The organism is Terriglobales bacterium, from assembly GCA_035651655.1.
GTDB lineage: Bacteria > Acidobacteriota > Terriglobia > Terriglobales > Acidobacteriaceae > DASRFG01.
Genome location: DASRFG010000006.1, coordinates 1 through 12514 on the forward strand (window position 1 = coordinate 1; position 12514 = coordinate 12514).

A 12514-nucleotide genomic window follows, 5' to 3' on the forward strand; every position below is an offset into this window, starting at 1 on the left:
GTGCGCCGTCGCGATCGTGATCCCCCGCTCCCGCTCCTCGGGCGCGTTGTCTATCGAATCGAACGAGCGGAACGCCACCTTCGGGTTGTGCTTCGACAGCACTTTGGTGATCGCCGCCGTCAACGTCGTCTTCCCGTGGTCAATGTGCCCGATCGTCCCCACGTTCACGTGCGGCTTATTCCGTTCAAATTTCTCTTTCGCCATTGCCTCTGTTTACTCCCTTATCTCAGTGCTGCTTCAGTCTCAAAACACGCGATAAACCTGAGCGTATTTTGCCCTCAATTCCACATCTACGTGTTCCAGCCGCTCCAGGTAAAACTCCCTGATCAGACCCTGGTCTGAGAGCGTCAGCGAATCGTAAAGCCCTCTGGCAGTAGATGCTGCCTTTTCAGCTTCATCAGCGTGCTCGATCACTTGGTTCGCGAGCACGGCATCGAAGTCACGTATGCCGATCCCTTTTTTCTTCAGGTCTTTGAGAAATCGCTCCACTGCCGGCCGGGTCAGCGCCTTATCAATGGCTTGTTTCAATTCCGCAAACTCCAGTTCTCGCTGGACCCTGATTGCAGCCTGGTTGAACCCCGCCTCAGCCATAGTTGCAATTCCCTGCTTTCAAAATCTGGAGCGGGAGACGGGAATCGAACCCGCGACCAACAGCTTGGAAGGCTGTGACTCTACCACTGAGTTACTCCCGCCCTTCCGTAGATCCCTCGCTGCGCTCGGGATTTCGCCTGCGGGCTCCCGCTCCGCTCACGCCCGCAAACCGGCTCAACCAAACCCTGGAGCCGACGACCAGGATTGAACTGGTGACCTCTCCCTTACCAAGGGAGTGCTCTACCAACTGAGCTACGTCGGCTCGTTCTTCGAATCTCCCTCGGTATCTTCGCGGACACCGTCACGCCGATGCGCCAGCGTTCTCACCGCGAAACCAGCCAGCACAATCAGCGTTACCAGCCGCATCTTCTCGTCGCTGATGGTCTGCCAAGCCAGCACCGCGAGCACCGCGTATGCCACTAACGCAATCAGCAAGCGATTCACTTAAAAATCCTGGTGCACAGGGGAGGATTCGAACCTCCGTAGCTCGCAAGGAGCGGCAGATTTACAGTCTGCTGCCATTAACCACTCGGCCACCTGTGCAGAAACCGTTTCAGGCGGCGCTGTCGCCAGCCGCTCGCTTTTACAATCGCCCACGCTTACTCCGCGCTCCTCACGCCCGTGGAGTTGTGCGCATAAGAACACGTAAACGCGCGCGCATACCTCCGCACGAAGAGCGAACCCACTTCGGAAATCCTTAAGGAGTGCGTTCTGGAATTATCGTCCTGCTATCGTCGGCCCACCGCTCGACTGACCAGCGTCTGATTCCGTTCCTGGAGCTGGCGGAGGGAGTTGAACCCCCGACCCTCTGATTACAAATCAGATGCTCTACCAGCTGAGCTACGCCAGCGGTTTCGGTGCATCACCTATGACGCACCAAAGACACATCTCCCGCCCACCTTGCGGGACAAAGTTTAGAGGTTAACACAAACGGAACCCGGCGTGCAACGCACTCGGCCCCGCGTAATTTCCTTGTTGCTGAGTGCTATGATTTGCAATTCTTCTTAAACGATTTTACTCGAAGTCGCCGGGCTCTGCCACCGTCACTATGAGGGTTGTTCGCCCTGCGGGCAAAAATCCATGCGACCACGCACCCGCATCACCCTGTTGACCGTGGTTCTGGTTGCCGCGGTCCTGGTACTGATCATCGGTCTGCGGAAACAGGCTCCCCCTGAGCCTGCGCGCCTACTCCCCGGCGCCGATGCCTTTGTTTACCTGGATCTAAGGTGGGTGCGGCGCGTGAGCCGCCTCGGCAAGCTTCCCCCGGTTTCCCTGGATCCTGAATATGAGCAGTTTGTCCGTGAAACCGGCTTCCAGTTTGAGCGCGACCTGGACGAGGCTGCCTTTGCCATCCACTACACCGGCCCTCTTGCTGCCCCGGACGGATCCCCACGATTCACGGAAGTTTTCCTCGGTCGCTGGAACTCACAAAAAGTGAGCGAGTACTTTCGCAAGGTCGCAGGCTCGGTCGAAAACTACAATCAGGTGGACATCTTCAACATTCCCCTCGAGGGTCGCACCTTGCGGATTGCCTTGCTGGGTGTTGGCACCATCGCCGCCTCCAATACAAACGATCCGGCAGTAATCCGGGAAATTATTGATCGCTCACATAGGCTGGCCTCGCCTTTCGGCGGGCCGGCGCTGTTGCGCTCCTACTACAAGCGTGTCCCCTTGGGCAGTTTGGCCTGGGTAATCGCCAGCAATCCTTCCCAATTGCGGAATCAACAATTGAATAGCTTGGCACTGCCATTGGACTATCGACAACTGCTGTCCGGTTCCACGGTGGTTGTCTCGGTACGTTTTTTGCTCGCCATTCACTTCCGCGCCGAGGCTTTCTTCAGCAATCAAGCCCAGGCATCGCAGGTTGCTGAGCGACTTGCCTCACTGGTGACCGTTTTTCACGCTCTTGAACCCACCCTCACCACCGGTGGCACCGACCAGGACGTAAAGAAGTTCTTCAACAGCCTGCAAGTGAAGCAATCAAGGGAGAGGGTTGCACTGAGCGCGGTCGTGCCGCCAGAGTTTATCAAGAAGGTTTTTACCGAACCGCCGGCGGAGCCTTCTGCCCCCGCAGTTGCGGAGCCGATCGCTCCGCCCAAGAAACATAAAATGAGGCGCAGACCGAAATAAAAGACTGGCCGAGGCTCAGCCCTTCCAAGCGCGCGCGGTTTCAGCTACAAACGTGCCGTAGTCCCGGGGTGGATGATGCAGAATCTTGGCCTGCTGCTTGAGGTCGGCTTCCGTCGCTCTCAACCCGTTCTGCTGGAAGAAGGCATACATGGTCTTCAGGTCTTCAACCAGCCATGCCGGCATGAGGCCCTGCACCTGCTCTCCCCAGGCTTTCAGGTCATTCCCTGCATAGCGGATTTCTTTTCCCAGGTGGCGGCCCCAAATCTGGGCGGTCTGAAAACCATTCAGCGCCTCCGGACCGACCAGAGGATAACGTTCCCCTTCGTGGCCCTCTTGCAATAGCGCGTTTACTGCAGCATCCGCGATATCGCGAACATCAACCCGGCTCAGGCCGATGTCGCCATAGGGCTGCGGATAGACGCCGAATTCGCTGATGGGCTGCTGAAAGAAATAATCATTTTGAAAGAAGTTGTTTGGCATCAGGACGGTGCAGGGGATTCCGCTGTCGCGAAGGGCGGCTTCAATCTCGATTTTTGAGCGGAAGTGCGGAACATGCGGGGCACTCTCCACGTCATGGATGGATAGGAGTACAACCCGCTTGATTCCGGCTTGCCTTGCGGCTCGCACCACATTGATACCTTCTTCGCTTTCGCTCTGGCTCAGGGCAGTGATAAGAAACAGTTCGTCAATGCCGTCCATCGCGACGGGGAGAGTCTCGGGCTTGCGAAAGTCGCCGAATACTGCTTGCACACCCGCGGGAAGGGACTTTGATTTCTCCGGTGAGTGCGTCAGCACTGACACCGGTACTGACTGCGATAGGAGTTTGCGCACCGTTGCACTACCCACGGTTCCGGTGCCACCAGTGATCAGGACGCGCATCTTTCCATCCGGTATCAAAAGCTATGGAAATAGTTCTTACCAAATTAAGCGGTGGTCTGGTTGTAAATGCACAGGAGTAGAAAGTCAAAGCCGGAAGTCTTAGCTGTTGGAGGCTATCTAGTTGCCGTCGTGCGGCATGTAACTAGTGTTCAGGGAGGAAAGCAGGAGACCATGCTGGTTGGCTAAAGTCATGCGCAGATACTTATAAGGATTGACCGGCACACCGTTGATGCGTACTTCATAATGGAGATGTGGCCCGGTGCTGCGGCCGCTCTGACCCACGTAGCCGATCACATCACCACGGTGCACTTCCTGGCCCTGGGTGATCGAATAGCTGGCCAGGTGACCGTAAAGAGTGGTGATGCCGCGTCCATGATCAAGGATTATGGTGCGACCATAGCCGCTTACCGAGTTGGCGTAAAAGACCATTCCATCTGCGGGGGCTACCACTGGCTGTCCAAATCCCGAGGAGATGTCAACCCCGCGGTGGAATGCGCCTTCGCCGTTGAAGGGATCAATGCGTTCCCCAAATGATCCCGTAACTCTTCCCATAACCGGCCACAAAGTAGGCGCAGCAGAGGCACGCACCCAATCCGCCATGGTCAGGGAGCGGGTAACTCCCATGCTGATGCCAACCGTGGCAACACCTGTCAAAGCCGATTTCCTCAATACGTATAACTGGCCAAGCGACGCATCTATCTCATTGTCCGGTGCTTCATCCGCCAGCTTGCTGCCGAGCACCGGTTCCTGCCTGAGTCCGTAAAGCGCAGAAACCTCGCTGGCCAGGGAGCCCAACGATGCCACCTGGATGTCCTTTTCGTGTTCCGCCTGTTCCAGGCGCGTGTACCGCTTGGTGAGCGCTTCTTTTTCTACGCGCAGCTGATCAAAGCGCGAAACCTTCATCACCATTCTGGTATAGGAGCTGACGATTCCGGTAAGGCTAGCCATGCCCAGCAGGGCGCCAGCGACCAACACATATAGATAATAAATAGGGATTTGAACCTTACGGAGTTGCCCGTCTGAGTCCCGGGTCACGAATAGAATGTAAAAGCGCTTACGCAACAGTTCTCCAATTCATGCGTCTCTACCGCGCCTACTTCACAGTCGTGCGGGCCATCGTTGGTTCCACAGCCTTTGTTGATCCCCGGACTACGCTGCCTATACGACAGGGAGTGGGCGGTCGCGCGTCCGATTTCGGATCCGGCTGAACCGATAAGCCCCGAGACAAATACACCTTAAGCGGCGCGTCCCCGTGCCGCCAGATGCCTCGACCAAGGGAAACTACTTACCGAACGTAACAAACCAGCTTTAACCCTGTCAACGCGGTAAAACACCTAAATTAGTTACCGAGGTGATTTGTCCTCGGTTCTTGGTGGTTACCAATGGCGCAGGCCAATTCCAGCGTCTTCTCACAAGTTGATCAGTCTTTTATAGTTAGTCGCGTATAGTTAGTCGCGGTGCGCCGGCAAGAGAAATCGTTGATCCGCCAAATCCGCCGTCGGGCGCGGGCTTCCAGTCATAGGTTGTCTGGTTCGGGCACGTATCTCCGGCATGCCGCGGTGCTGCGGGGAATCGGCGACGATGCCGCACTGCTAGGCATTCCAGCCGCAGACCAGGTTCTGGTCACAACCGACTTCAGCCTGGAAAATATTCATTTCCATCGTCAATGGCACCCCCCGGAGTCGGTCGGGCACCGTTGCCTGGCACGAGGACTGAGCGATATTGCGGCCATGGGGGGAACCCCCGTTGCCGCATTTCTTTCATTGGCGCTACCGTCAGATATTCCTCAAGCCTGGGTGAACGGCTTCGTCCGAGGTGTGCTCGCGCTGGGAAGCCGTTTCAAGACTGTCCTGGCTGGCGGCGACACCGCTGAATCCCCTTCCGGCGTGCTGGCTGACATCGTAGTGCTCGGCTCGGTTCCCAAAGGAACGGCGGTGTTTCGTGCGGGCGCCCAAGCGGGCCACGCCATTTACGTCAGCGGTAAATTGGGCGGCTCCGCGTGGGTCCTGAAGGAATTGCGCGCGGGTCGGAAGCTCAATCCCGCCCGCTATCCCGCACATTTCTTTCCGGTTCCGCGCGTCGCGTTAGGGCAGGCATTGCGAGCAGGCAAAATGGCTTCGTCAATGATTGATATCAGTGACGGTCTCTCCACGGATCTCGACCACATTTGCGAGGAAAGCCGAGTGGGCGCACGTATTTACGCTGAACGCATCCCCGCGGCAAAGGGGGCGGACCTCTCTTTGGCGTTGCATGGGGGTGAAGACTACGAGCTGCTGTTTACCGCGCCAGCAAACCAGCGGGTGCCGTCTCAGCTCGCTGGGATTCAGATCACGCGCATCGGAGAAATCACCCGCGGCCGCCGCATAGTCCTGGTAAAGGATGGACGCGAAAGCGTGCTGCCCGTCAGTGGATGGGAGCATTTCCGGGCTCGACAAAGAACGTAAGTATCAAGGCGCCTTGTCATGGTGGACGACGTGCTCGCCAATAAAAGAATGGTAATGCGGCTCTCATTCCTGGCTTGCGTGGTGCTGATTGCCGGAGCCTCCTATCCCCGGGTTGTTGCGCACCGCTTACTGAGCCCGAATCCCACATTGCAAGCCCCGCCTTTGGCAACCGACCACCGGGATGCTTATTACTCGCCTGCGGACAATCTGGAGCGGTTGGATATTCAACAACTTCGGCAGGCACAGCGAACGGTGGATATTGCCATGTACGCTTTTACTGACAAGTACCTGGCACAAGAACTGCTCGAATTGGCGCGGCGGGGGGTGCGAATACGCCTCTATCGCGACCGCTCACAATACCAGGAGGAGCAACGCCACGCTGCGGAGCATGCCGAGGCTTCGTGTAGCGACATCCTGCATCAAGAGCAAGACATTCAAATTCGAGTCAAGAATTCCAGCGAGCGTGACTTGATGCACCTAAAGGCTTACGTCGTCGATGGCGGAATGCTGCGCGAGGGCAGCGCTAACTGGTCTCCGGCGGGGCTGAAGAGGCAGGACAACAGCATTCATTTCATCACGGACGTTGCGCAGGTGAAGGCCTTCGAGCGCGATTTCGAGCAGATGTGGAACCGGGCTGACAATTTGCGGGTGCAATGACCCCGACCTATGAAATATGTTGCCTTTGCCGGTAACGCCTAGCAAAGAGTGTATCCGCCAGCACTCCCGAGGGATAAAGTAAGCATATGCGTCGCAGTTGCCGTTTTGCTTCTGTTTGTATTCTGTTGATCTCCCCGATTGCCTTTTTAGGCCAATCAGGTGACAAATCTCTCGAAGAACCCAGTTCGGCCGTCCAGCTCGATCCGGAAGCAGCGAAGAAACTTGTGCGCGCCCAATTCGGGTCGGGGTACACCCTCTCGACGCCACTCGATCCCATGATAGGGGACTTCAACGGGGATGGAATTCCCGATCTGGTGCTGGTGGCACATGCCAGCAATCCTTTAGTGAACTCCGTTGGATTCAATTACAAGGTTATTGATCCGTACTATGCGTTTTACGGGTTCGGCGATCCCAAGGTCACAATGAATTTCGATGCCAGTGATCCTAGAAACCGGGGACTCGTGCTTCTCATCATTCATGGTGCTGCGAATGATGCTTGGAAGGCCCCTACACCCAAAGCCAAGTTCGTAATCATCAATGTTCCTTTTGTCAAAGTTTCTCTTTCTAAGACTCTGCTGCACAAAAAACCCATCTCTGCAATTGCCGCCCAGGAAGTTGACACCAACAGCTCAGTCATATTCTGGACGGGAAAGAGTTATCAGTACCATCCTTTCGGTGGAGCCATGGAATAGCCAGCGCTGTCATTACCCCGGGTGAATCCGCACTCCCGCTATAATTCCCCTCCATGAAGCTGGAAGACAAACTTGCCGAACTCAAGCGGCGCGACGGCCTCGCCGAAGCGGGGGGCGGAGAGGCGCGCCGCCAAAGCCAGCACAAGCAGGGAAAGATGTCGGCGCGAGAACGCATTGAGTTTCTGCTCGACGAAAGCAGCTTCGAAGAGACCGACAAGCTGGTCACCCATCGCAGCACCGATTTCGGCATGGAAGAACAGAAATACTACGGAGATGGATTTATCACTGGTTACGGCCGCATAGAAGGGCGGCTGGTGTTCGTTTTTGCCCAGGACTTCACCGTTTTCGGAGGCTCACTTTCAGAAGCAAACGCCGCCAAGATCGTCAAGATTATGGATCTGGCGGCTAAGGTCGGCGCTCCGGTAATCGGACTCAACGATTCTGGGGGCGCCCGCATTCAGGAAGGTGTCATGTCCCTGGCCGGCTACGCTGACATTTTCCTGCGCAATACGCTCTACAGCGGCGTCGTTCCCCAGATCTCGGCCATCATGGGACCGTGCGCCGGCGGTGCTGTTTACTCGCCGGCCATTACCGACTTCATCTTCATGGTGGACAAGACTTCGTACATGTTCATCACCGGCCCTGACGTGATTAAGCTGGTGACCCATGAAGAGGTCACGAAGGATCAGCTCGGCGGCGCCACCACCCACAATGAAACTTCGGGGGTGGCGCACTTTCTTGCCCACGACGATGCCGAATGCCTTTCGATGGTCCGCGAGTTGTTGAGCTTTATTCCCTCTAACAATGTTGACGACCCACCCCGGCGCGCTTGTACCGACCCCATGGATCGGGCAGATGTGCAGCTGGATACGGTAGTTCCCGCCGAATCGAACCAGCCCTATGACATGAAAGACGTCATCCACGCGGTGGTCGATGATGGCTACTTTTTCGAAGTGCACGAGCATTTTGCGAAGAACATCGTGGTGGGATTCGCGCGTTTGGACGGCCGCTCGGTTGGCATTGTGGCCAATCAGCCCGCGTTTTTGGCGGGTACGCTCGACATCAACGCGTCAGTCAAGGGCGCACGCTTTGTGCGCTTCTGTGATGCTTTCAACATCCCGCTGGTCACCTTCGAAGACGTTCCCGGGTTCTTGCCCGGCACGAACCAGGAGTATGGCGGCATCATCAGACAGGGCGCGAAGCTGCTCTTTGCCTTCGCGGAAGCCACTGTGCCCAAGGTCACCGTGATCACCCGCAAAGCGTACGGAGGAGCCTATTGCGTGATGGCGTCGAAACACATTCGGACCGACGTGAACTACGCCTGGCCGACAGCCGAAATCGCGGTGATGGGTCCGGAAGGAGCGGTGGACATCGTTTACAAGCGCGAACTGGAAGCTGCACCGAAGCGTGAAAAGCTCCGGGCGCAGAAAATTGAGGAATTTCGAGACCGCTTCGCCAATCCCTACATTGCCGCGGAACGCGGATTTATTGATGCTGTGATCCGTCCTCGTGATACCCGCAAGAAGCTGATCCAGGCGCTGGCAATGCTGGAGACAAAACGCGACAAGAACCCGCCCAAAAAACACGGAAATATCCCACTGTAGGAGACGGCTGGAGCTTATACAGCGCGTGTAGCGACTTGCTTGGTGTGATGGAATTTCAGAGATACTGCGGCGGGATCCAGCCAAAAACAAAGAATCCCGAGGTGGTGTTGGAACCTATTCTCCTCGGCCAGTAGCTCGCGTTAGACCCTCGCCGACCTGCGCTCACCACTACTACCTTGCGGGTTCATGATGGGCGATCGTTCCGCTCGGGCTCCGGGCTTACCGCCAACCGGGAAAACCGGCCAACGCCTCGGGACTCCATTTTGCTTTTCAGTAAGTTCCCGTTCGCCTCAACCAGTGCTTTGCTATAGACCCTTGCTGACCCTCCGAGATGATCTTGCGATCAAGCTCGGTGATCCTGCTTGAGCCCCGGACGCCGCACCAACTGGGTAAACTCAAGAACTACCGAAGAACGATTATGGTTTTACTCCTCTCAGTTTTTAAGTCAAATCAAAAACGTTCTTTCTATCTCGCGCATTTTCAGCAGAGTGCAGCACATCCACACGGCCATGCCAGCTTTTTGGGCAGGTACTTCCGCCAGAATTCTGCGCACTCTATTTCGAGTGCAATTTTGGCGAGCTTACGTGATTTATTTGGACCAAAAGTTTCATTTCACAGAAACTGAGAAATGTGGAAAGCGCGTTCTAAGTGGCTCAGAGTGGGCACGTAAGCTGCTTCGCTTGCTCCCAGAGAATCCCCTGCTAGGATGTGGACATGTCGTCGTACCTGCTCGATGTCCGTCATTTGTTTGTTGAGTTCAGGACTGAGAGCGCTTCGCACAATCCGCGCCGACCTGCTTCCAATGGCCGATTTGCGACCGCAGTCGCCGCTTCGCGAGGATTTACCGCCGTTCATGATTTGAGCTTTGCCATTGCTCCCGGTGAGGTTCTTGGGCTGGTAGGCGAGTCCGGTTCGGGTAAGTCGGTTACATCTTTGGCCATCATGAGGCTGCTTCCGCCACAAGCCCGGATTTCGGGCGAAGTCCGCTTTCAACCAGCCGCTGGCGAGAAGGTGGGCTCGCTTCCCGAACTCAACCTGCTCGCACAATCCGAAGAGGAGATGCGCCGCCTGCGGGGCTCCCAGATCGCAATGATCTTTCAAGAGCCCATGACCGCGCTCAATCCCGTGATGCGGGTAGGCGACCAGATAGCTGAGGCGGTGCTGGCACATTCCGCAAGTTCCGCTGCTGCCAAGCACGAAGCCTGGGGCCGCGCTCTGGAAGCCATGAAAGTGGTCGCAATACCCGATCACGAACGTCGCTCGCGCGACTATCCCCATCAGCTTTCGGGCGGCATGAGGCAGCGCATTATGATCGCGATGGCGGTGGTCAACCGGCCAAAGCTGCTGATAGCTGACGAACCCACGACAGCTCTCGATGTCACGATCCAGGCGCAGATGCTGGAATTGCTCGCCGAAATGCGCGACCGCTTCAACCTAGCCATGCTCTTCATCTCGCACGATTTGGCGGTTGTCTCACGAGTGGCTCACCGGGTTGCTGTGATGTATGCAGGCAGCGTGGTGGAGATGGGGGCGGTGGGCGACATCTTTCGCGCGCCGGCGCACCCGTACACGCGGGGCCTGTTGCATTCGGTCCCCACCTTACGCAGCGACCGCACGCTTCCACTGCCGACGATCGAAGGCTCGGTGCCGGGGATCCACGCGCTGCCGCCCGGATGCACATTTCAGCCCCGCTGCTCGTACCAGATCGAGGAGTGCGCCAGCGAGCTGCCTCCATTGGTTGAAATCAGCCCCGGACACCTGGCACGCTGCCCTGTTCTAAATACCGTTGGCCAAACGCCGATGCCTGCCCGGGGCCGCGGCCACGGTCTATAATCGCCCGTCATTTCATGCGCATTCTTATACTCAGCGACATTCACAGCAATCTTGAGGCGCTTGAGGCTTCTCTTGCCGCAGCACCGCCTCACGATGGGTTGGTGAATTTGGGGGACATCGTCGGCTATGGCGCCAGTCCCAACGAAGTGATCGCACTTTCCAAAGATTCGGGAAAATGGTTCGTCCGCGGCAATCATGACAAAGCTGCGAGTGGATTGATGGACCTGCATGATTTCAATGCTGTGGCCGCAATGGCCGCGCTATGGACTCGAAACAAGCTCACTCCGGAAAACTCGCAGTGGTTACGCGCTCTTCCCCAGGGGCCGATCCGTGTTGATGACTCGCTGGACGCTCAATTCGTGCACGGTTCTCCTATTGACGAAGACGAATATCTCGTAACCCTTCGCGACGCCGCCGATCCCCTCAGCTATTCTTCTGTGCCCCTGACTTTCTTTGGGCATACCCACATTCAGGGCGGGTTTTTTAGGGACGGCGAGAGCAGCGCCTTCCACCCGGCGTATGCCTCCAGCGATCGCCATGATGTTTGGGATTTGGCGCTCTCCGCGGAGGTCCAGTATTTGATCAACCCGGGTTCTGTAGGGCAGCCCCGGGATGGAGATTGGCGGGCCGCGTTCTGCCTATTCGACACGGAGGGCTATAAGGTTTCATTCCACCGCGTTCCTTACGACCTGAAACAGGCACAGAAAAGGATTGTGGACGCCAATTTGCCTCCGCGCTTGGCCGACAGACTGTCATCGGGAAGATAGCCCTTTCTCGGTTTCGTAAATCATTTACCATCCGTCAATGCCCCTCGTCGAGGTCCGCGACCTGGTGAAAGTATTTCATTCGGGAGAATCTATCTTTGGTGGCGGCTCCACGACGGAGGTGCGCGCAGTGGACGGCGTGTCCCTCGATATCGAAACCGGCCAAACCATGGGCGTAGTGGGAGAGTCAGGATCGGGAAAAAGCACTCTCGGCCGCCTGTTGTTACGGCTGGTGGAGCCAACCTCCGGTAGCATCCGGTTTGACGGCCACGATCTGCTCAGCGCAACTTCCAGCGAGTTGCGACACCTTCGCCGCGACATGCAGATCATCTTCCAAGACCCGTTCGGGTCGCTCGATCCGCGCATGCGGGTTCGAGACGTGCTAGAGGAGCCGCTGCTGGTGCATGATCGGACGAATCGTCGTGCCGGCCGGGAGCGAGTTGCCGAATTGCTGCGTGCCGTCGGATTGGACAGCTCGGCCGTAGAGCGTTATCCACACGAGTTCAGCGGCGGCCAGCGACAGCGCATCGGGATTGCCCGGGCTTTGGCACTGCGACCGAAATTTATTGTGGCCGATGAACCCGTTTCGGCGCTTGACGTCAGCGTGGGAGCACAAATTGTGAACCTGCTGGCGCAATTACAGCGTCAGTTCGGCCTTACTTATCTGTTCATCTCCCATTCCATGCCGGTGGTCCGTTACCTGGCCACTCGAATAGCCGTTATGTACCGGGGGAAGATCGTGGAGGTGGGTACAACCGAGCAGGTCACCACCAGCCCTCGGCACGCATACACTCGCAGCCTGCTGCAGGCGACGCCGGAAATGGCGTCCCTTCCATAGTTGTTTGCGACAATCCAAGGGAGTAGAATCCGCCGCGTGGTCCTCGATATCTGAGCATTGAACCGTTCTTTTTCCAGAACAC

Annotated in this window: 13 protein-coding genes and 4 tRNA genes; 8 read left to right on the forward strand and 9 right to left on the reverse strand. The window is 56.9% G+C overall.

All coding sequences use genetic code 11. The features are described from left to right. The 7 genes from VFA76_02930 to VFA76_02960 form a co-directional block, all read right to left on the reverse strand. Positions 1 to 204, reverse strand: a 204-nt coding sequence (locus VFA76_02930; GenBank protein ID HZR30795.1) for a GTP-binding protein, incomplete at its 3' end; no start/stop codon positions are given. 39 nt (positions 205 to 243) lie between these two features. Next, positions 244 to 591, reverse strand: coding sequence for a hypothetical protein (locus VFA76_02935; protein HZR30796.1), 348 nt, complete (start codon positions 589 to 591; stop codon positions 244 to 246). 26 nt (positions 592 to 617) lie between these two features. After that, a tRNA-Gly gene (locus VFA76_02940) sits at positions 618 to 692 on the reverse strand. An 85-nt stretch (positions 693 to 777) separates the two neighbouring features. Continuing rightward, positions 778 to 853: transfer RNA gene (locus VFA76_02945), tRNA-Thr, on the reverse strand. Then, positions 844 to 1035 carry a hypothetical protein gene (locus VFA76_02950; protein HZR30797.1) on the reverse strand — a complete coding sequence of 64 codons (192 nt, stop codon included), beginning with the start codon at positions 1033 to 1035 and terminating at the stop codon, positions 844 to 846. Before VFA76_02950 ends, VFA76_02945 begins: the two co-directional genes overlap by 10 nt. A gap of 10 nt (positions 1036 to 1045) precedes the next feature. Continuing rightward, positions 1046 to 1134, reverse strand: a tRNA-Tyr gene (locus VFA76_02955). 231 nt (positions 1135 to 1365) lie between these two features. Beyond that, positions 1366 to 1441: transfer RNA gene (locus VFA76_02960), tRNA-Thr, on the reverse strand. A gap of 230 nt (positions 1442 to 1671) precedes the next feature. Between VFA76_02960 and VFA76_02965 the strand changes: the two genes are divergently transcribed. Next, positions 1672 to 2721 carry a hypothetical protein gene (locus VFA76_02965; GenBank protein ID HZR30798.1) on the forward strand — a complete coding sequence of 350 codons (1050 nt, stop codon included), beginning with the start codon at positions 1672 to 1674 and terminating at the stop codon, positions 2719 to 2721. A 15-nt stretch (positions 2722 to 2736) separates the two neighbouring features. Here the strand turns inward: VFA76_02965 and VFA76_02970 are convergent, their stop codons facing one another. Continuing rightward, a complete protein-coding gene (locus VFA76_02970; protein HZR30799.1) occupies positions 2737 to 3600 on the reverse strand; it encodes an NmrA family NAD(P)-binding protein in 864 nt (287 codons plus the stop codon). 117 nt (positions 3601 to 3717) lie between these two features. Then, complete coding sequence (locus VFA76_02975; GenBank protein HZR30800.1) at positions 3718 to 4662, reverse strand: M23 family metallopeptidase; 945 nt, start codon at positions 4660 to 4662, stop codon at positions 3718 to 3720. A 416-nt stretch (positions 4663 to 5078) separates the two neighbouring features. Between VFA76_02975 and thiL the strand changes: the two genes are divergently transcribed. From thiL to VFA76_03010, 7 genes are all read left to right on the forward strand, one after another. Beyond that, positions 5079 to 6044, forward strand: a complete 966-nt coding sequence (gene thiL, locus VFA76_02980; protein HZR30801.1) for a thiamine-phosphate kinase — start codon at positions 5079 to 5081, stop codon at positions 6042 to 6044. Between the two features lie 54 nt (positions 6045 to 6098). Then, positions 6099 to 6701 carry a phospholipase D-like domain-containing protein gene (locus tag VFA76_02985; protein HZR30802.1) on the forward strand — a complete coding sequence of 201 codons (603 nt, stop codon included), beginning with the start codon at positions 6099 to 6101 and terminating at the stop codon, positions 6699 to 6701. Positions 6702 to 6787: 86 nt separating this feature from the next. Next, complete coding sequence (locus tag VFA76_02990; protein ID HZR30803.1) at positions 6788 to 7393, forward strand: hypothetical protein; 606 nt, start codon at positions 6788 to 6790, stop codon at positions 7391 to 7393. Positions 7394 to 7446: 53 nt separating this feature from the next. After that, entirely contained in the window at positions 7447 to 8997 is a 1551-nt protein-coding gene (locus VFA76_02995; GenBank protein ID HZR30804.1) for an acyl-CoA carboxylase subunit beta, read from the forward strand. 714 nt (positions 8998 to 9711) lie between these two features. Continuing rightward, positions 9712 to 10830, forward strand: coding sequence for an ABC transporter ATP-binding protein (locus VFA76_03000; protein ID HZR30805.1), 1119 nt, complete (start codon positions 9712 to 9714; stop codon positions 10828 to 10830). A 14-nt stretch (positions 10831 to 10844) separates the two neighbouring features. Continuing rightward, on the forward strand, positions 10845 to 11597 hold the full coding sequence (locus tag VFA76_03005) for a metallophosphoesterase family protein (protein HZR30806.1): 753 nt from the start codon (positions 10845 to 10847) through the stop codon (positions 11595 to 11597). A gap of 37 nt (positions 11598 to 11634) precedes the next feature. After that, a complete protein-coding gene (locus tag VFA76_03010; protein ID HZR30807.1) occupies positions 11635 to 12432 on the forward strand; it encodes an ATP-binding cassette domain-containing protein in 798 nt (265 codons plus the stop codon). Positions 12433 to 12514 lie beyond the last annotated feature (82 nt).